Raw genomic sequence first — 18,546 nt, forward strand, 5'->3', positions numbered from 1 at the left:
GAAGAGAGAACATGTCATCAACGCAGTCAGCGAAAGTGGTGGCCATCACCGGAGGGGCACGCGGGATCGGCTACCACACCGCCAAGGAGTTGATCGGGCGCGGGCACAAGGTAGCGATCGGCGACATCGACGAGGGCCAGCTGAAGATTGCCGCCGAGGACCTCGGGATCGACGTCGCGGTCCGCCTTGACGTCACTGACCCTGCCTCGATCGGCAACTTCCTCGACGTGACGGAGGAGGCGTTGGGTCCGCTCGACGTTCTCATCAACAACGCGGGAGTGATGCCCACGGGGCACGCGCACGAAGAACCCGACGAGGTGACCCGCCGTCAGGTCGAGATCAACGTTCTCGGTGTCATCTTCGGCACGAAGGTGGCCTTGCAGCGGATGCTGCCCCGTCGCCGCGGGCACATCATCAACACCGCTTCCCTCGCCGGCGAGCTCCCCGTGCCGGGCCTGGCGACGTACTGCGGTACCAAGTTCGCTGTCATCGGCTTCACCGAGGCGGCGCGACAGGAGTACCGCAGGTCGGGTGTCAACTTGTCGACGGTGCGCCCCACCTTCACCAACACCGAACTCGTCTCCGGAACGAGCGGGGCGAAGGGGATGAGGAACGCCGAACCGCAGGAGATCGCCCGGGCGACCGCTGCGCTGATCGAGCGTCCGCAGCCGTTCGTCCGCGTCACGCGGGTCGCGGGAACGATGGTGGCGGCCATGAAGTTCGTCCCCGGCCGGGTCGCGACCCAGCTCGGCTCCATGCTGGGCACCGACACCGTGTTCCTCGACCGCGTGGACAACGAAGCTCGCCGGGCCTACCTGGAGCGCATCGAGCGCAGCTGAACTCTCGACATGGCTCAGGGCCGCGAACAACGTGTGTGTCCGCGGCCCTGAGTCCGGTCATGACTAGCCGAAACTGGACCGCCCAAGGCCCTGGTCGAGTTCGGTCACTCAGGGCTCACAGCGACCGGCTGATGATCTCCTTCATGATCTCGGAGCTGCCGGCGTAGATCTGCGAGACCCGCATGTCGGCCCACATGCGGGCGATCGGGTACTCGTTCATGTAGCCGTACCCGCCGTGCAGCTGCAGGCAAGCGTCGGCCACCCGCTGGGCACGCTCCGAACACCACAGCTTGACCATGGCTGCGGTCGGGATGTCCAGACCGTCACCCAGGTGCATCTGGATGCACTCATCGACGAAGGACCGGGCGACGCGAGCCTCTGTGGCGACCTCAGCCATCTTGAACTTCGTGTTCTGGAAACCCCAGATCGGTCGTCCGAAGGCACTGCGATCGCGGACGTAGGCCAGGGTCTCCCGCAGGCAGAACTCCATCGCGGCCACGTTCGAGACCGCGACCAGCAGTCGCTCCTGGGGGAGCTGCTGCATGAGCTGGACGAAGCCCTGTCCCTCAGTCAGGCCCAGCAGGTTGGAGACAGGGACGCGCACTCCGTCGAAGAAGAGCTCGGAGGTGTCCTGCCCCTTCATCCCGATCTTGTCGAGCACCCGCCCTCGGGCGAATCCTTCGTTGCTCGTGGGAACCAGCATGAGGGAGATGCCGGCCGCACGATCTTCCGGATCAGTCTTGACCACGGTCAGCACCAAGTCTGCCTGGGACCCGTTCGTGATGAACGTCTTGGAGCCGGTGATGACGTACTCATCCCCCTCGCGCGTGGCCTTGGTCTTGATGTTCTGCAGATCTGACCCTGTGCCGGGCTCGGTCATGGCGATCGCGCCCACGACCTCACCTGTGGCCATCTTCGGAAGCCACTGCTGCTTCTGCTCCTCGGTGCCGTAGGCCAGCAGGTAGTGAGCGACGATGCCGTTGTGTAGCGAAGCGCCCCAGGAACTGTCTCCGACCCGAGCCTGCTCCTCGATCAAGATGGCCTCGTGGGCGAAGCTGCCGCCCCCACCGCCGTACTCCTCGGGAATGGACAAGCAGAGCAGACCGGCTTCGCCGGCCCGGTTCCACAGCTGTCGGTCGACGTGCTTCTGCGCGATGAAGTCGTCGATGTGAGGCTTGATCTCCTTTTCGCAGAAAGTGCGGGCGAGGTCTCGAACGTCGTCAAGATCCGCATCCATCCACGGGGATCGGCGGTCGGTCATGTCAGCTCCAAACGGTGGGGTACTCGGTGTACCCAATAGAACAACACCGCGCGTCTGGGTACAAGGTGTTCCATCGTCACGAGCGCAACCCGTCAGGCGACCCTGAAACTGCTGCGGCCTAGACTGAGTCCCGTGGTCGAGGTGGGAAAGTGGGTCGACTCCACCGTGCGGCGGCGCACAGCCGGGGATGACGGGGCGCGCGCCCGTCGGCGACGCCACATCGCCGAAGCCGCGCTCTTGGCAGTGGATGACATCGGCATCGAGGCCGGCACGGCAGTCATCGCCGAACGGGCGGAGATGCCGCGACCTCACATCTACCGATACTTCGCCAGCCGCGAGGACCTGGACTCAGAGATGGTCCGGCTTGCGGCGCGACGCCTCAACGACCATATCCGGCCACATCTGTCACATCGCGGAACGCCGCTGATGGTGGTGCAGGGACTGGTCGAGGCCTGCGCGACCTGGGCTGACGCGCATCCGCATCTTTATCGGCTCCTGGCGGCCCGGGGTCACAGTCGAACGCTCCACCAAGCGCGCATGGGCCGCACACGGCTCCTCGATGAGATCGCCGTGGCAGCGCGGGGTTACACCAATGCTGCGCCGAGCTCGTTCCCCGAGGGCATCCTCGTCGGCGTCATGGGCATGGTCGACGCGACCATCATCTGGTGGCTCGACCAGAGAGACGAGAGCCTAGACGTCATGACCGAACGACTTTCCGATCACGTCACGCTCGTGCTCCTGCGCGCTCTGTCCGGGCGAGGCATCGACCTGGACCCCGCCGTGGAACTCGAGCCTTTCGTTCGCGAGTGATTCAGGGCAGCGTCGTCGCTCTTCCCTGCTCGAAGTGGTCCACATCGACGATGATGAAAGTGGCGTCGGCCGTGGCTACACGCCGCCCGTCCGTCTCAACGGCCGAGGCGTCCACGTGCAAGCGTCGACCCTCTCGAGTGCGGACCTTGGCGGTGAACTCGTAGTCCGTACCGAGGAGCACTGGCCGGAGGTACTCCACGGTCAGGGACCGCGTCACCGCCAATTCACCCACCCGGTAGAGCAGGAACCCGAACAAGTCGTCGAAGGCCGCCGCCACCAGGCCGCCGTGAGCGATGCCCGGCGCGCCCTCCTGACGGCGGTCGAAGCGGTGCACGGCGCGCACCCCGTCCTCGGTCGCATCGACCACGAGCGCGAGGCCGGCCGGATTCTCGCTGCCACAGCCCGCGCAGGTGGGGGAATGGGCCGGCAACCTCCCCAACGACGCTGGCTCCGGGTGGGCCATCGACCGAACCCAGGCGTCCAAGGTCGACATCGGCTGGCGGTCGGTGTCGTCGTCGACGGTCTTGACCGCCTCCGGCTGGCGCCCTTGTCCCTGCGCGTCGCTCATGAGTTCTCCTTGTCCTCGGTGAGTGTGTACACGTGGCACGTCCATGTTCGACGAAAGACGATCGCGCCCATATTGTCTACAGTCATGATGGTGCACGTACCTACGATGAGACGCGATCGTCCGGCCCGTGGCGATCGGCGCGGCCTCGCCTGGTGGCTGGCGCTAGCGGTCTGCAAGCCAGTGCTGATGCTTCTTCGCCGTGCCGACTGGCGGGGCGTCCAGCGCATCCCAGCCTCGGGCGGCGCTGTGCTCGCCGCGAATCACGTCTCACACATCGACCCTCTACTGGTCGCGGAGATGGTGCTGGCCCAGCGACGCGTCCCGCGCTTCCTGGCCAAGGACGCCCTCTTCGGACAAACTCTCGTGGGTTGGTGGTTCCGGGCGGCAGGTCACGTCAGGGTCGATCGCACGGCCGGCTATGGCGCGTATGACGATGCCGTCGCGGCCGCGCTCGCCGGTCGACTGATCCTGGTCTATCCCGAAGCGTCGATCACACGGCGTGATGATGGCCTGCCGATGCCCATGAAGTCGGGCGCGGTGCGGATCGCCCTGGAGGCCTCGGTGCCTCTGTTGCCGGTTGCGCAGTGGGGGGCTCAATCCATCTTGCCCGCCTACACCGGGCGATTGCAGTGGGGACGACGCAAGCGGGTCGCCATCGTGGTCGGCGAACCCATTCCCCTGCACGATCTGCGAGGCCTCGAACCGGCGCTGGCGGCGACGCTCGGCCGCGAGCGGCTCGAGCACAGACTCACGACCATGGTGCGGCAGTTGAGCGACGAGGACCGCACGTCGGCGTGACGCCAAGCCATGCAGCACTCAGGGATGGAAGGAGGAGTCGCTGTGCGACGCTCCCACCCCGTCACGGACCATCGCGGAGCCGTATGTGCTCGTCAGCGTCGTCATCATGTCGTCGTAGGGGAGGTCGAGGAACATGCCTCGCTCATGCACGTACTCCATGTGACGGTTGCCGGCGCCGTCGGTGGCATGCAGCAGCGCATCCCCGGTGCCATCGAACTCGAGCGGAGGCACATCGAAGCGATGGCACAGGTCGGTGTTGAACGCGGGCGATCCCTTGCGCCATGTGCCGTCGATCAGGACTGCTGTCCAGCCATGGAACACGAAGCGATCGGTGCCCATCAGCTCCAGTAGTGCCGGGCTGCTGAGGTGGTTGCGAACGTCCGAGAAGCCCAGCACGGTCGGGATCCCGGCCGCACGGAGGCAGGCCGTCAGCAGCACCGCCTTGGGGACGCACCACGTTGGTCCGCCTGCCAAGATCGCGCTGGCGCGGTAGTCGTCCTGGTGACCAGACACGCTGTAGGGGTCGTAGCGGAACATGTCGCGGACGGCGGCGAACAACGTGCCGATCCGACCGTGAGGATCCGAGACGCCCGCGAGGGTCGACCTCGTGAAGTCCTGGACATCGGGGTGGTCGCTGTCGACGAATCGTCCCGCGGTCAACGCCTCAGTTGCGTCCCATGTCCTGTCCATCACGCGGGGGTCCCCTGGTCTGCGGCAGCAACGTTCAGGGCGGCGACGAGGTCGCGCTCCAAGCGAGGCAGCTCGCCGGCCGCGTCTGCGGCTTGTTGCCATCTGTCCCGCGCAGGTCCCGCCTCCCGCGCCAGGGACGCGACCAGTGACCAGCCCTCGGCGCAGTCGTGGGCCGCGACAGCGACGTCGCCGGCTCGCGTGTCCCCGGTCATACGTGCGATGTCCGCCGCCCCGCTGGAGAGCAGTCGACGGAAGAGCCCACCGCCGGTGCCAGCTTTCTCGACGAAGGCGCTCAGCCCGTGCAGGATCAGGTCCAGCACGTCGTCGGGGAAGACCTCCGGCCACGATGCGATGTCCGCTGCGAAAAGGTCCACGGCTGCCAAGCCGGTGGCCCCCACGGCCGTCGAGTCCCGACCACTCACGATCGAGGGGCCGTCGGCGGAGGTCATCGAGGCGGCCGCCTGTGCGAAGGCCTGCGCTGCTGCACTCGATAGCTCCGGCAGACGCTCTGGCCAATCGATGTCGTAGTACGTGTGCCGCGTCGGAACGGGGAATCCCTGTGATGACCGGGCTCTCGCCAGTGCCGCGTAGGACACCAGCTGGACCTCATCGCGATCGTTGTCCACGACATGGACGAGCTCCTGCTCGTCGTCGTACCCGATGACGACGATGTCGTGACGACTCATCTGCAACCGGACGCGAAGGTAGGGGAGCTCGGCGATGTCGGCCCACACCAGCGCCGGACGTCCCGCATCCACGGCGTCGCGCACCCAGTTCCACCCCTCGGTCGGATCGTCGCTGGCGAGCACCGAGACGCTCGCGCCCAGTCGCTCGGGCAGGTCGGTCTCCAGATCGCTCCCGCGGCCGACGAGGTACACCGGCGGCATGAGGGTCGCGTCCCGCACGTAAGAGAGGTCAAGGGACCCACTCAACGCAAAGACCAGACCCTCACCGGGTGGCCCGTCCCACCCCAGCCCCGCCCACTCGAGCAGGTCGCGCATGGCGCCGGACCCGCAGTGCCCACCTCGACGATGCGGGTAGTTCATCACCGTTGCGCCGGACCGATCAGCCATGCATTCCTCCACAACAAAAAGGCAACTTTGTCACCAGCATAGGCAAGACAGCCGTTCGTGTCTCCTGGCACCGTCGCAGACGCGGGTCCACGGTCCGACAAAGGCAGTAGCGTGTCTACATGGCTGCACCATCCATGCGCGAGCGTTATCGCGAGGCGGTCCGAACCGCCGTCATCGAGACCGCTCACGAGCACATCTCTGAACGCGGCTGGGACCGCGTCAGGATGAGTGAGATCGCAGAGGCGGCCGGCATCTCGAGGGCCTTTCTCTACAAGGAGTTCGGGGACAAGGCAGGCCTGGGAGAGGCCGTGGTGCTGCGCGAGGCTTCTCGCTTCATCGATGGGATCGAAGAAGTCCTGGCACACCAGGGCAGCGACGCCGCCGTCGGTCTTGCTGCCGCGGTGGAGTACGTCCTGCGAGAAGCCGACCGCAGCACCCTTCTCAGGGCGGTGCTGATCTCCCACCAAGACTCAGCGCCGGTGGCCAATGGGATCCTGCCTTTGCTCACCACGTCCGCACAACTGCTCCACCTGGCCTCGGAATCGCTGGCGAGTTGGTTGGCGTCCCGAGTCCCCTCTCTCAAGGGAGGAGAGGCTGTCGACACTGCCGACGCCCTCGTGCGGCTCACGGTGAGCCATCTGGCCCTTCCGGCACTGTCTCGGGAGGAAGCTGCCACCAAGATCACCGAGGTGGGATTGCGCTACCTCGGGCTCTCGTCACCGGAGCGGATCGCCTCCGCGTGATCGGCTGCTGTCAGCTCGGCGAGATGCCGGCGATTCCCAGCGTCAACATCGTGTAGATCGACCCCGAGAGTGTGGCCGCATCCGCTGCCGTTCGCTGCCGAGCACCTGCCGTCGCACTCAATCCCGCCACGGTCACAGCACCAAAGATGCTCGTAGCCACCGTAGTCGGATCTTCGAACCGTGCGAGAGAGCCGTCGCGTGCGCCCTCCTCGAGCAACTCTCGGATGGGGGTGAGGAAGGCTGCATCAAGTGCTGCCGCCAGATCAGGTAGGCGAGTTGCACGGCCCAGGTCGCCTACCAGGGCGCGGCACAGGTGCGGGTGCTCCAGCATGAGGGAGAGTTGGGCAGTGATCGAGGCGCGGAGCCTCTCAGAGGCGCTGCCGTCGGCGTCCTTGGCCACCGCGACCGCTCCCGCGATGAGGTCGAGGAAATCCTCGAGAAGGAACTCGAGCACGGCATTCTTGCCCTCCAGGTGGTAGTAGAGGGTCGCCTTGGGAATCCCGGTCGCTTCTGCGATCTCCTCCATACGGGTCCCTTCAAGGCCGCGATCCGCGATCAATTCTGCCGCTGCATACAACTGGCTTGCGATCTTCGCGGGCAGTGCTCTCTTCATCATGGTTCCCACCTGTCTCTCACCGACGGGACGATCGTGCCCCATAGAGTCCTCGACTCACGACCTGTGACGTGTTGTACTCAACATCCAGACTTCACATCCAACTTTCGTCGCACATGGCAGTCGGCGGGATCCGGAGCTCCGATGAGTGCAGCAGCGGTGTACTACGACCCTTTCGACCCCGTGGTGATGGCCGATCCCTATCCGACGTATCAAGCTCTGCGAAAGGCGGCGCCGGTCTACTGGTCCGACGCCGGGAGGTGCTGGGTGCTCAGCCGGCACTCCGACGTGACCAGCGCACTGCACGATCCCTCGACGTTCTCGTCAGCATCGGGGGTGTTCCCGACGGTCGGCGCCCCCAGCATGGCGGACCTCTTCCTGCCCATGCTGATCATGACCGACCCGCCACGCCACACGGCGATGCGGCGTATCGTCAGCCGCGCCTTCACACCTCGTCGGATAGCCACACTCGAGGCAGGCATCCAGGAGTTGATCGAGGGGCTTCTTGACGACGCTTCCTCGCACGAGACCTGGGACGCTGTCGAGGCGCTGACTGCGCCCTTGCCGGCCATCGTCATCGCCGACCTCCTCGGGGTGCCACGGGAGGACCGTGACTCCTTCCGACGCTGGTCAACCCAGCTCATCCAGTCACAGCCACAAAGCCCGCGGATCGGCGGCGCCCTCGAGGCGGCCGCAGCTCTGTACGACTACTTCGCCTCATTCCTGGCCGAAAGGCGGATCCGTCCGCGCGACGATCTCATGAGTGCCCTGGTGGAAGCCGAGGTCGAGGGACAGCGCTTGAGCGAGGACGAGCTCCTCGGCTTCTGCTTCCTACTGTTGGTCGCCGGGCACGAGACGACCACCAACCTCCTCAGCAACAGTCTGGTAGCGCTTGCTGGCGAACCCGACGCCCGGCACGCAATGGCGGACGATCCACAACTCCTTCCACGCGCCGTCGAGGAGCTCCTGCGCTACGACTCTCCAGTCCAGGGACTTTCCCGGACGCTCACGCGCTCGACCACCATGCACGGGCAGGACCTGGAGCCAGGCGACGTGGTGCTTCTGCTGTTCGGGTCCGCCAATCGCGACGAGCAGGTTTTTCCCGCCGCCGACCGACTCGACATCCATCGCAGCGCTGAACAGCACCTTGCTCTCGGACACGGCGTCCACTTCTGCCTAGGCGCCTCTCTCGCGCGGCTCGAGGCACGATCGGCGCTGCAGGCTTTGCTCTCTCGTCATCGCGACTGGGAGGTCGACGAAGAGTCGGCCGTGCGACTGCAGTCAGGGCCCATTCGCGGCTTCGCAACACTGCCCTTCCGGCCGATCGCGGGCACTTGGCGCGTACGCTGAACTGGACTCGTCGGCGGCATCGCGGGCCTCCAGGTCCGCCGTTCGGAACATGAACGGATCTAAAGGCGGCATCGCCAATGCGCAGACTCCCTCACCTAAATTACCGACTTTGCGCGCTGTCCAACCGGATCGTCGGCTACTCCGTCAGCGACCGGATGGAGTCCAAGATCGCCGTCGATGCGCTTAACAGCGCCGTCGCACGCCGCGCGATCGAGGGCCTCGAGGTCGCAGGCTGCCGCGTCCATTCGGATCGTAGATCGCAATTTCGAAGCCGGAAGGTCCAGCAGACGCTCTGGCGCCACCAGCTCGTCGGATCCATGGGCCAGGTCGGTTCCGCCGGGGACAACGCGGCCATAGAGTCCTTCTTCTCGCTACTGCAGAAGAGAGTCTTGAACCGCCGCCGCTGGGAGACCCGCGACCAACTCCGTCTCGTGATCGTGGCCTGGATCGAAAGGACCTATCACCGTCGGCGGCGCCAGAACCGACTCGGCCGGTTGACCCCCATCGAGTATGAACTCATCATGAGCAAGGCCGCCGATCAGGCAGCGTGATCAGAAGTCCCCTGATCGTTCAGCAGACCCGTATCTGTCGACGTGGATTACTACTGGCATCTGTCAGTCGAGGACGCATTCGACGTGAGTCGTGAGCCCAACGCGTTCACCGCTGGCCAACTGAGCGACGACATCGCGCACGCCATGCAGGACGGGCACGAGCGCGTGCCGGAGGCGGCATGGCACGACCTGGCACACCTCATCGGGGTCCTGCGCGCTCTGGAATGGCGGGCACGCTCCTAGCGTCCGCTCATCGGCTGCTTGTTCCGTTGACCTCAGAACCGGTGCCTGGCGAGGCTCGGTTCAGGCGGCCGGGCCGTCGCTCTCACATCGGCTGCCCGCGCTGGTCGTGTGGCTCTCATTTGGCCTGCGCGGCCCGGGCGCCGCCAATGGGTCAGGAGAGGCTCAAGAGGGGTTTGCCTAGCTCGAAGCAGCGTTGCCCTCCCGACTCGACAACCGTCAGGGATCGAACAGGAGGACAGTGTCGTGAGGGCAACGGATGCACGGGTCGTGATCGGGATGGACCCGCACAAGCGGTCGGTGACCATCGAGGTCATGGCTGCGGATGAAGCGGTCTTGGGTGGTGGCCGCTTCGGCACCGACACCGCCGGCTTCAAGTCGATGCTCGAGTACGTCACCCAGTGGCCGGACCGGGTCTGGGCCATCGAAGGGTGCAACGGCATCGGCCGTCACGTCGTCATGCGTGCTGGTAGTCGGACAGGCTTCTAATCAAGGCATCTGCGCGTGGGGGCCGAACCTCGACCTGCGTGCGGACATGTCATTTTCAAGACACCGCCACGAGTGGTGGGTCGGATATACCGCGAGTCACGCGCGTAGGCCGACGTTCAGCCTTCCAGCCAGCCACGGGCCAGCCAGCCACCCATTACAGATGTACCCGCTCGTCCGCGAGTTGGCCGCTGACGGTGTCCCCGTCACGGTGACGTGCCGGGTACTCAAGATCGCCCGCCAGCCCTACTACCGCTGGCTCGCGTCCCCGGTCACCGACGCCGAGCTGGTCGAGGCCTACCGCGCCAACGCTCTGTTCGACGCCCACGGCGAGGACCCCGAGTTCGGCTACCGGTTCCTCATCGACGAGGCCGCTGAGGCCGGTGAGGCCATGTGCGAGCGGACAGCGTGGCGTATCTGCTCGACCAACGGCTGGTGGAGCGCCTTCGGCAAACCCAAGAAGGGCAGGGCCGGGCGGCCCGGCCCGCCGGTCCACGACGACCTATGCGCGGTCGTCGACGAGCACGGTGTGACCCGGCATGCCTTCACCGCCGAGGAGCCCAACCAGCTGTGGGTCGGCGACATCACCGAGCACTGGACCCGCGAAGGCAAGCTCTACCTGTGCGCGTTCAAGGACGTCTACTCCAACAAGATCGTGGGCTACTCCATCGACTCCAGGATGAAGTCGCGATTGGCAGTCGCGGCACTCAACAACGCTGTCGCCAGGCGCGGTGAGGTCGCCGGCTGCGTCGTCCACACCGACCGAGGGAGCCAATTCCGATCCAGGAAATTCGTCCACGCCCTCAACCATCACGCCATGGTCGGATCGATGGGCCGAGTAGGTGCCGCGGGCGACAACGCGGCCATGGAGAGCTTCTTCGCCCTGCTCCAAAAGAACGTTCTGGACCGTCAGACCTGGGCCACCCGCGAGGACCTGCGGATCGCCATCGTGACCTGGATCGAGCGCACCTACCACCGGCGCCGTCGACAGCCCGGTCTCGGACGATTGACCCCCGTCGAGTACGAAACCATCATGACCACCAAAGCCGTCCAGGCTGCCTAACCCGACCTGTCACCTGATCGTGCAGCAGTCCCCCTGGCCCGAGTCAGTGATTGCGGTCCGTAGTACTCGGACCCAAGTCCCCCGGGCCGTCTCTGTTGATCGTTCGCCGTCTTTCACGGGCATCCATCCGTGCTGAGGGATTCTCAAGATCCAACACCTCACACCTCATGCCCGTCCGGTTTAGCGCGCGTTTCGCGGCAGCCCCGCGACACTGCTCTGCGCAGATCCACTGACTGCCGACCACCACCTACGCAATTTCCGCACCGGGGCCATTGCCCCTCTGACCTGCAGAAACGTCTGCGACCATCAAACTGGCCGGCATCGCAATGTCATGCGTGCCGCCTGTTCAGGGCCCGTGGCTCTCATGGTCACCATCGTTGTTTTCCCGGCACACCGAAGCCTCGACTCGTAGCTCGCCCACCGGCTCGGTAGTTTGGCCGTCCAGACGCTCCGCCAGCGCATCCGCAAGCGCCAATATCCGATAGCGCGATGGCGCGTCCGGATCGTCAATGGATCTGGTTTCTCGCGAAGGCACGGACGGAGCCTAGGCGACTGCCACCGATCACGAGTGCAGGTCGTGCACGAAGTTCGTGTAGTCATCTAGCGCTGCAAGACGGGCCTCTCCTCGGGGCGGCAGCCGGCGCGTCTGGGCTGCAAGCCAGTCTCGAACCGGTCCCAGATCGACCGGCAGGAAGTCGCGGCCGAACTGCCGGACGACCTCCGGTCGCAGCCTCCCTCGATCACCTACATCAGGAGCGTTCGTCGCGCGCGCCCACTCTCGTATGGCGCCTGGATCTCGGACCCCACCTGCGGCCACCTGGTGTAGGTATCGCTCCAGGAGCGCGTCCGTAACGGCAACGCGAGCCGTCCCGTCACCCCGTTCCTGTTCCCAGCTTTGCGCCCGTCGACGCAGTTCGACGCTCGCGCTCATGATGCCGACCCGGAGCCGCTCGTCCGGGTGGACGGCAAGCAATCGCCGCTCCGCCTCTGCACGGGTGACGTGAAGGTAGGACGCTGGGTACTGCGGAGAGTCCGCGGCCCGGCTACGAAGGCAGTGTCGACACAGCAGTCCCGTACGAACTTCTGGCACGGGGACGTACACCGACATCGCGAACGCTTCCATGCAGTGAGGGCAATCGAAGAGCCCGACGCTTTCCGGCGCGGGCCGTCCTCTCCCTCCCAATGGACGGGCGATGGCGAGGTAGGGATGTTCACTACCTTCCTCGCTCGCGCTCTTGAGCACGTACCTGTTGTAGCCAGCCGCCGAGAAGCCCGCGTCCTCAAGCCAGTCGAGGTAGAGGGCACGCGGAACCCATTCGCGGGTCGACAGATAGTTCACGATCTCGGTCTGCATGAGACTGCCTGCGAACCAGATAGGGCCCTGCCCGGCTCGCTGGGACACCTCTCCGAGGTAGACCGATCGAAGCATTTCCATGAAACGAGGGTCGGTCGAGCCGTCCGCGACCCCGTGCTCGTCAGGGTGAAGAAGGTGCCAGATGGCTCTTCTCGTCTCGACGGGCACAGCTCCGAGCAGCGCTCGTACGGATGCCGGCGGCACCCCCCGGTCCCTCAAATAGGCTTCAGCACGGACCAGGTCATCGGCGCCAGTCGTTTGAACCGGGCGAAGGACACCATCGAGTGTGCCGTCGCTGACCATGAGTCGTCGGGCGATGTCTGCACCCCGATCGCGGCCGACGCGCGGCTCGAGAATGCGGCCAACAACAGGACACGTTCCGACGATAGGGCCGGCCCGAACTGCTCCATCCTCCGTGGGCAGCAACAGGTAGAACCGGAACTCAAACTCGAGGGCAGATACCTTCCGTAAGCGGAACTCGTGGAGGACCCCGGCGAGGGCGCCGACCACCTCTGGCTCAAGCGGCGCGTCAGAGGTGCCGAGCGTGGTCAGCGCCTGGGCCAACTCGGCGGCCACTATGTTGAATCTGAGCGGAACTCTTCGTCGCGGCGGCGCCTCTGGACGCTGAGCCAAGTCATGCTCAAGCCGCTCAATTCGCGCGCCCGTATCGTCCACGCGTCGCTGACGCAGTGCCAGTTCGCGTGGAGAAGCACTGGCCCGCCGCGCCTCCGAGAGCTCCTCGAGCTCGCGGTTGGCCTCGGCCAGAGCAGCATCGAGTTCCCTGCTCAGTCGCTGCGTCTCTGCATGCCATTGCGCCTCGAGGTCGCGCTGCGCGCTGGAGTCCACCGACTCCAGTCGAACGCCGTCCCTAAAGGCCTCGATAGCCGCCCCGACGATTGCCCGGTGCAAACGATGCACAGCAACGCGTCCCTCGAGGGCGTTCTCGGTTCGAGTCGATCGCCAAGGCTCGCCCATCAAGGTGGCCGGTCGCGACTGCAGATCGTAAGTCGGAGGGTTGTGGTTGCTCCGGGTTCGGGACGTAGAGGTGACGTAGTACTCCCGCTCGACCGACGTCATACCAGCTGGGCCTAGCCCCGCAGGTGTCGCGCTCTCGGGCGGTTCGTAGGACTCGTTCCACTGCGGCATGGGCCCGACGAACGGGAATCGGCTCTGCCCGCGGAGCGGGTTCGACTCACGTGTCGCCTTCAACTCTCGGGCGCGTTCTATGCGCTCCTCGGCGGCCCAACCTTCAGGGAGGCTGAGTTCGCCGCGATCGTAGACAAGCTCCACGAAGCCAGGACTATTTCGCGACGCTCCCTGGACTTGGAGGTCTGCGTAGGCCCTGACCCCCGGCAGCGCATTCTTCTGCCTAACGACCAACTTCCCGTACTGCCAGAGGTCCAGGTATCGGTAGCACCGCTTCATGACCGCCGACGGATCTGGTAGGCCGACCCTGGTGCGAAGTGGCGCGACCAAGTCATCACCAAGAAGATCTTCGTCCTCGTCGACTTCGGGGGCTTCGCCGCTCAGATGCGAGGCTGGCGGACGCGCCATCGAGTGGCGCAGAACTCGATCGTCGTAAGGAACCTCCCCAGGATCCCAACCCTCCATGTACCTCCAGCCCCGGTGGTCCGACGGGGGCGATATCCCGATATCGGCCAGGTTCGTGACGAAGTGTGCGGGCGTCATGCGCGGATCACCAAGCATGTCGATGATCTTGGCGACGTGGGGCTGCATCTCCGGGTTCGCTTCGAGACGGCCGTGCTGGCCGATCCGGTATCCCAAGGGAATCGCTGCGTTGCCCAGGAACCACTCACCACGCCGCACCTTGTTGATCTTGCCGTGGAGCAGTCGAGTGACGATCGCGCTGCGTTCCTGAGCCGAGAAGAGACTGAACAGCGAGAACATGGCCTCGGAGGCAAACTCAGAGACTTGAATTTTGTGCTCTCCACCCGCGTAGAGCGTCGACTCAGCGGACTTGAGAGCACTGAGCAAAGTTCCGCTGAACTCGTTGGCTCGGATGAGCCTCGAGAACGTCGCAACCAACACGTTCTCTGGGCGCAGTTCCTCGATGCGCTTGGCAACGTGAGTGACGAACGAGTTCTCCCTGTCGAGATCCGCCTTGCTCGCTGACCCGACGGAGTACAGGAAGACGTTGGGGCCTACCCAAAACTCATAGCCGCGCGACTTGCCCTCCCTGAAGGCGACGCGCCGGAGGCCACGCACCTCGAAGTCGTCGCGTGCCGGACTCGCGCCCCACGCCATCAGCCTGTCGAAGTCGCTTTCAGGCGCGCCGTCCCGGACCGCTTCTGGGCTGTACGGCCCAAGGTTGAGGAGGTCGCGGTACTGCAGCAGCGTCTGGTGAACCATCCCCTGTAGGAGGGACATCTTCGTTCGATCGGCAGGATCGCTCTCTCTTGCGATGAGAAAGTTCTTCGCAAGGCGTTCCGGCGCGTCATCAGCCAGGGTCACCGGGCGATCATCGCGGTGACTTCCAGCCTACGCATGAGTTTCGCGAGGTCTCTCTGAAGTTCTCTGACATCGTCGCCGTCTCCCACATACGCCTGGGACAGACGCGTCCAGTGCACCCTCAGTTGATCGCGAATCAGCGCGTTCGAGGCCACCAATCGACAGTCATCCATGATGCCATGTATAGATGGCACCATGGATGTGCCGCAACTCGTCGACACTCAGGCGAGCAGGTCCCCCAGCGGCAACTCCAGAACGTTCGCAAGAGCACAGATGGTCGACAGTCGCGGGTTGGCCAGGTCGCCCGTTGCCGAGCGCCCCGCCTCGAGTAGCTGATAGTGATTGCGGGTCATGCCTGCGCTTTCGGCGATCTGAGCCTGAGTCAGTCCGCGAGTTTCGCGAGCCGATCGAAGCACCCGACACAGATGTTGGACAGCCTGCTCCTGCAGCGCCGAGCCTGTCCGGTTCCCGTCTGTCATACCCGAACCCTAGTGAGTGCCAGTGAGGTAAGCAGCGACCTCCACCTGCCTGCCTCAGCACGCTCCGCTGGAGCGCCAGTCGAGTACGCGCATGATGCACAGCGCCCACTATGACGCGCGTCGGTCTCGCATCTGGGCCGCGCCTGCGGGCACGGGTATGACATGGCGTGGCCGCATCGCGGTGTCGGCATGAGGAGTTAGGAAGTGGTGGCGGTGATCCCCTTCGCTGCCGCCCAGGTGTCGAATGCCTGGAGCGTGGCGTCCATGTACGGTCCGCCGATCATCATGTGGTCGGAGCCGTCGAGTTCGACGTAGTCAGCCCGGCCCCGGTATCGCTTGGCGGTCGCCTTGCACATGGAGGGAACGCAGCACTTGTCCTCGCTGCCTGCGATGACGAGCACGTCGCCAGTGATGGCCTCGAAGTTGACGCGGGTGGACCGCTTGGGGTCGAGGAACCAGAACACCATCTCGCGGTAGGCGCGGCCGGATTCGGCGCAGAGGTTGCTGTAGAACTCGTCGGAGAACGACTGGTCGACGGCGTTGCAGATGTACTTGTCCCAGGTCTTCTTCTTGACCGGGAACATAGGCCTGCCCATGATCCAGCGCGGGGTGAAGCCGCCCCACAGGGCGATCTGGGAGGGGTAGAGCGCCCATACGCCCGCGGCGGGCGCCGGGCCGAGGAGCACGATGCCGCGGTGGGGGACTCGTGCCGCGACGAGCTGGGCGAGCAGGCCGCCGACGGAGTGGCCGAAGATGATCGGAGGGGTCTCGAGGCTTCGCGCGACGTCGGCCAGAGCGTCGACGTAGTCGAGGATGCCGAGCTGGGTGACCTCCTCGGCCATGCCCCACACGTCGATCTCCTTGGGGTGGCCGTGGCCGGGCCAGCTCGGCGCGTGGACGCGGTAGCCGCGGGCGGTGAGCTGGGCGCCGAACTCGTCCCACTCCTTGCCGTGCCCCCAGGTGCCGTGGATCAGGAGTACGTCTTGCTGCGTCATCGTGCTTCCTCCGGGTTGTCGTGTGGTCGTGGTGACCTGCCGGCACCAGCGTGAATGCACCAGCACTCCCGTTCTTGACGAATCGAGACACGTCCGCGACGGTGGCCGGGTGGGTCCGCTCCTGCGTGCTGGCGCGCTCCAGGGCTTCGACGACCTCGTCGCGCAATGGGGCTGCGACCCGGTCGCGCTCCGTCGCCGGCACGGCCTGCATCGGGCGCAGGACCGTGATCCCGAGGCGATGGTCTCGATGAACGCGGTCGCCTGGATGTTGGAGGACGCCGCTGTCGCCTGCGGACGTCACGACCTCGGGCTGCAGCTCGGTGCTCGCCAGGACCCGAAGATGCTGGGCCTGCTCGCGCTGGTGATCCAGGGTGCAGCGACCGCGGGCGATGCGCTGCTCGACGCTTCGCGGTACCTGTTCGTGCACAGCCCGGGCTACCAGCTGGTCGTCGAACCCATGGCCCCCGGCGACGCGTGGATCACCCTCCGGTTCGACGTCCTCGTCGATGACGGTGTCCCGCACCGTCAACTCATCGACGGCTGCCTGGCATCCCTGCTCTCGATGGCGCGCGCCTTCGCGGGCGAGGTTTCACCCCGCGCCGTCTCGCTACCTCACACGCCAGCCGCCCACGTTTCCGCCTACCGGGAAGTCTTCGGCGCGCATGTCTCGTTCGGCCAGACCAAGGCCGCTCTCCACGTGGCGCCTGATCTGCTCCAGCTCGACCTACGAGCGGCCCAGCCCTTGATCCGTCAGCACGCGATCGCCTACATCGCCGAGCGATACCCACAGGCCGACTCAACAGCAACGACCCGGGTCCGTAACGCACTCCGCGGCACCATAGGAGCCACCCGCGGCACCAAGGCCGAGATCGCAGCCCTGCTCGGCACGCATCCCCGCACCCTTCAGCGGCGACTGGCAGACGAAGGCAAGACCTTCGAGACCATCGCCGACGACGTGCGCAGGTCGGCCACCGTGAACCTCCTGACCTCGACCGACCTCCCGCTCGGACAGGTCGCGGCCGCGCTGGGCTACTCCGAGCAGTCCGCCATGAGCCGCAAGGTCCGCCAATGGTTCAACGCGACCCCGCGCGAGGTACGAGCACGAGCCTTCTCCGGGCCACCCACGTGACAGGTGGCACCTGCGTCCATCCGCCGCATCTGCCGCTGACTGCGCGCACCTCGGGCCATGTCACATACCGCGTTTCGCTTCCTGCGCCGATCAACTTCGAGGGTGGGTACCTGCCATATCCGTCAGGGACGATGCTCAGGTCCGACGGTTGCCGTGCTCACGGGCGAACGCCACGATCTCCTCGAGCGATACTGCATCGAAGACGGATTCGAGGGGCTTCTTACCCATTCCGAAGATGAGATGCCCTTCGGGCAATCTCTGGATGTCCCAAGCCCGCTCCTTGCCGTCGTCGCCAACCATGGTGGTGGCGATCACTTGGTCGGAGTCGACGTCGGCCTCGTGCAGGTGCTCGATCGCGTTGCGTGCCCGCCTCAGGCCGGGGACCTCCGCGACATCAGGATCAGCCAGGCGGACCCATTGCTGTGCGAGGTGAGCGGAGATCAAGAGACGGCAGCCTGCCATCCACATAGCCTCAACCCAGCCGCTGAATTGCTCTCCCGACGGCGACCAATCCTCAGCGCGCTCGATGGCCCAGTTCGCCCAGGCGCACTGCCGCGCGGCTTGGTAGTACCGATGAGCGTCATCGAGAGCTTGATCGCTCCACAAGGCAGCCATCGCGCGAGCATTCCCTAACCCCTCAATGCCAACAGCGACGAACCCGACTGCGGCGCGACTTGGAAGAAGGGGCGGCCACGGCTCTCGCTCGTCGAACGGCTCAGACGGCGGCCAGTCGGCAATCATCGAGTACCTCCCCGGTTCTGCGTGCTCGTCATCGGCTCCCACGAGGCACGGTCAGGCCCGAACCGAAGTCGTTCCCAGGCGACAGTCTGCCGACATTGCCGATCACATCAGAGAACGATGTGCCGCACCTCCTCCAATGCCGTGCGTGACTTCGCCGCCTGTCGGTACGCAGATAGCCGACCGGTTCCGAGGCCCGTCAACCCGGAGAGCGCCGCAAGCCAGGACGCCGCATGTGCGAACCCTGAGGTGGCGACCACTCACGGCCCGCCCACAGCAACCGGGTCGCCGCGTTCG

General features: G+C 65.5%; 17 protein-coding genes and 2 pseudogenes. 10 read left to right on the top strand and 9 right to left on the bottom strand.

From position 1 onward, the window contains the following. Window positions 1-11 precede the first annotated feature (11 nt). A complete protein-coding gene (locus tag BKA05_RS15590) occupies window positions 12-839 on the top strand; it encodes an SDR family oxidoreductase (protein WP_179532250.1) in 828 nt (275 codons plus the stop codon). Window positions 840-954: 115 nt separating this feature from the next. Here BKA05_RS15590 and BKA05_RS15595 read toward each other — a convergent pair whose 3' ends face one another. Next, window positions 955-2,100: an acyl-CoA dehydrogenase family protein gene (locus BKA05_RS15595; RefSeq protein WP_179532251.1), complete on the bottom strand. Its 1,146-nt coding sequence runs from the start codon at window positions 2,098-2,100 to the stop codon at window positions 955-957. A 132-nt stretch (window positions 2,101-2,232) separates the two neighbouring features. Between BKA05_RS15595 and BKA05_RS15600 the strand changes: the two genes are divergently transcribed. Continuing rightward, on the top strand, window positions 2,233-2,910 hold the full coding sequence (locus tag BKA05_RS15600) for a TetR/AcrR family transcriptional regulator (protein WP_300388948.1): 678 nt from the start codon (window positions 2,233-2,235) through the stop codon (window positions 2,908-2,910). A 1-nt stretch (window position 2,911) separates the two neighbouring features. Here BKA05_RS15600 and BKA05_RS15605 read toward each other — a convergent pair whose 3' ends face one another. After that, window positions 2,912-3,478: a PaaI family thioesterase gene (locus BKA05_RS15605; RefSeq protein WP_218842426.1), complete on the bottom strand. Its 567-nt coding sequence runs from the start codon at window positions 3,476-3,478 to the stop codon at window positions 2,912-2,914. 84 nt (window positions 3,479-3,562) lie between these two features. On the opposite strand from BKA05_RS15605, the gene BKA05_RS15610 reads away from it, so the two are divergent. After that, on the top strand, window positions 3,563-4,276 hold the full coding sequence (locus BKA05_RS15610; protein WP_246289813.1) for a lysophospholipid acyltransferase family protein: 714 nt from the start codon (window positions 3,563-3,565) through the stop codon (window positions 4,274-4,276). An 18-nt stretch (window positions 4,277-4,294) separates the two neighbouring features. On the opposite strand, the gene BKA05_RS15615 is transcribed toward BKA05_RS15610, so the two are convergent. Next, on the bottom strand, window positions 4,295-4,966 hold the full coding sequence (locus tag BKA05_RS15615) for a transglutaminase-like domain-containing protein (RefSeq protein ID WP_179533255.1): 672 nt from the start codon (window positions 4,964-4,966) through the stop codon (window positions 4,295-4,297). After that, window positions 4,966-6,039: a BtrH N-terminal domain-containing protein gene (locus BKA05_RS15620; RefSeq protein ID WP_179532252.1), complete on the bottom strand. Its 1,074-nt coding sequence runs from the start codon at window positions 6,037-6,039 to the stop codon at window positions 4,966-4,968. Before BKA05_RS15620 ends, BKA05_RS15615 begins: the two co-directional genes overlap by 1 nt. 119 nt (window positions 6,040-6,158) lie before the next feature. Between BKA05_RS15620 and BKA05_RS15625 the strand changes: the two genes are divergently transcribed. After that, on the top strand, window positions 6,159-6,782 hold the full coding sequence (locus tag BKA05_RS15625) for a TetR/AcrR family transcriptional regulator (RefSeq protein ID WP_246289815.1): 624 nt from the start codon (window positions 6,159-6,161) through the stop codon (window positions 6,780-6,782). Between the two features lie 10 nt (window positions 6,783-6,792). Here BKA05_RS15625 and BKA05_RS15630 read toward each other — a convergent pair whose 3' ends face one another. Continuing rightward, complete coding sequence (locus tag BKA05_RS15630; RefSeq protein ID WP_246289816.1) at window positions 6,793-7,398, bottom strand: TetR/AcrR family transcriptional regulator; 606 nt, start codon at window positions 7,396-7,398, stop codon at window positions 6,793-6,795. Window positions 7,399-7,539: 141 nt separating this feature from the next. Between BKA05_RS15630 and BKA05_RS15635 the strand changes: the two genes are divergently transcribed. The 5 genes and pseudogenes from BKA05_RS15635 to BKA05_RS15655 form a co-directional block, all read left to right on the top strand. Next, window positions 7,540-8,745 (top strand): cytochrome P450, encoded by a 1,206-nt coding sequence (locus BKA05_RS15635; RefSeq protein WP_179532253.1) that lies wholly within the window; start codon window positions 7,540-7,542, stop codon window positions 8,743-8,745. Window positions 8,746-8,852: 107 nt separating this feature from the next. Beyond that, window positions 8,853-9,296, top strand: a pseudogene (locus BKA05_RS15640) (transposase); the annotation flags it as partial. Window positions 9,297-9,338: 42 nt separating this feature from the next. After that, on the top strand, window positions 9,339-9,539 hold the full coding sequence (locus BKA05_RS15645; RefSeq protein ID WP_179532255.1) for a hypothetical protein: 201 nt from the start codon (window positions 9,339-9,341) through the stop codon (window positions 9,537-9,539). Window positions 9,540-9,836: 297 nt separating this feature from the next. Beyond that, complete coding sequence (locus BKA05_RS15650; RefSeq protein WP_218842427.1) at window positions 9,837-10,025, top strand: hypothetical protein; 189 nt, start codon at window positions 9,837-9,839, stop codon at window positions 10,023-10,025. A 148-nt stretch (window positions 10,026-10,173) separates the two neighbouring features. After that, window positions 10,174-11,085, top strand: a pseudogene (locus BKA05_RS15655) (IS3 family transposase); the annotation flags it as partial. A 562-nt stretch (window positions 11,086-11,647) separates the two neighbouring features. Here the strand turns inward: BKA05_RS15655 and BKA05_RS15660 are convergent. From BKA05_RS15660 to BKA05_RS15670, 3 genes are all read right to left on the bottom strand, one after another. Beyond that, window positions 11,648-14,911 (bottom strand): hypothetical protein, encoded by a 3,264-nt coding sequence (locus tag BKA05_RS15660; protein WP_179532257.1) that lies wholly within the window; start codon window positions 14,909-14,911, stop codon window positions 11,648-11,650. Window positions 14,912-15,129: 218 nt separating this feature from the next. Continuing rightward, window positions 15,130-15,387, bottom strand: a complete 258-nt coding sequence (locus tag BKA05_RS15665) for a helix-turn-helix transcriptional regulator (RefSeq protein ID WP_179532258.1) — start codon at window positions 15,385-15,387, stop codon at window positions 15,130-15,132. A 197-nt stretch (window positions 15,388-15,584) separates the two neighbouring features. Beyond that, window positions 15,585-16,382, bottom strand: a complete 798-nt coding sequence (locus tag BKA05_RS15670) for an alpha/beta hydrolase (protein WP_179532259.1) — start codon at window positions 16,380-16,382, stop codon at window positions 15,585-15,587. A 109-nt stretch (window positions 16,383-16,491) separates the two neighbouring features. Here BKA05_RS15670 and BKA05_RS15675 point away from each other — a divergent pair, with 109 nt between their 5' ends. Continuing rightward, window positions 16,492-17,511, top strand: coding sequence for an AraC family transcriptional regulator ligand-binding domain-containing protein (locus BKA05_RS15675; RefSeq protein ID WP_179532260.1), 1,020 nt, complete (start codon window positions 16,492-16,494; stop codon window positions 17,509-17,511). A 135-nt stretch (window positions 17,512-17,646) separates the two neighbouring features. On the opposite strand, the gene BKA05_RS15680 is transcribed toward BKA05_RS15675, so the two are convergent. Further along, window positions 17,647-18,252 (bottom strand): hypothetical protein, encoded by a 606-nt coding sequence (locus BKA05_RS15680; protein ID WP_179532261.1) that lies wholly within the window; start codon window positions 18,250-18,252, stop codon window positions 17,647-17,649. Between the last annotated feature and the right edge of the window lie 294 nt (window positions 18,253-18,546).

This window comes from Nocardioides marinus (assembly GCF_013408145.1).
Taxonomy (GTDB): Bacteria; Actinomycetota; Actinomycetes; order Propionibacteriales; family Nocardioidaceae; genus Nocardioides; species Nocardioides marinus.

Bases quoted from the DNA above. Each gene is read 5' to 3' on its own strand.
- BKA05_RS15630 (WP_246289816.1), bottom strand. From the start codon at position 7,398: ATGATGAAGAGAGCACTGCCCGCGAAGATCGCAAGCCAGTTGTATGCA.
- BKA05_RS15680 (WP_179532261.1), bottom strand. From the start codon at position 18,252: ATGATTGCCGACTGGCCGCCGTCTGAGCCGTTCGACGAGCGAGAGCCG.
- BKA05_RS15670 (WP_179532259.1), bottom strand. From the start codon at position 16,382: ATGACGCAGCAAGACGTACTCCTGATCCACGGCACCTGGGGGCACGGC.
- BKA05_RS15610 (WP_246289813.1), top strand. From the start codon at position 3,563: ATGATGGTGCACGTACCTACGATGAGACGCGATCGTCCGGCCCGTGGC.
- BKA05_RS15590 (WP_179532250.1), top strand. From the start codon at position 12: ATGTCATCAACGCAGTCAGCGAAAGTGGTGGCCATCACCGGAGGGGCA.
- BKA05_RS15620 (WP_179532252.1), bottom strand. From the start codon at position 6,039: ATGGCTGATCGGTCCGGCGCAACGGTGATGAACTACCCGCATCGTCGA.
- BKA05_RS15665 (WP_179532258.1), bottom strand. From the start codon at position 15,387: ATGACAGACGGGAACCGGACAGGCTCGGCGCTGCAGGAGCAGGCTGTC.
- BKA05_RS15605 (WP_218842426.1), bottom strand. From the start codon at position 3,478: ATGAGCGACGCGCAGGGACAAGGGCGCCAGCCGGAGGCGGTCAAGACC.
- BKA05_RS15615 (WP_179533255.1), bottom strand. From the start codon at position 4,966: ATGGACAGGACATGGGACGCAACTGAGGCGTTGACCGCGGGACGATTC.
- BKA05_RS15595 (WP_179532251.1), bottom strand. From the start codon at position 2,100: ATGACCGACCGCCGATCCCCGTGGATGGATGCGGATCTTGACGACGTT.
- BKA05_RS15635 (WP_179532253.1), top strand. From the start codon at position 7,540: ATGAGTGCAGCAGCGGTGTACTACGACCCTTTCGACCCCGTGGTGATG.
- BKA05_RS15625 (WP_246289815.1), top strand. From the start codon at position 6,159: ATGGCTGCACCATCCATGCGCGAGCGTTATCGCGAGGCGGTCCGAACC.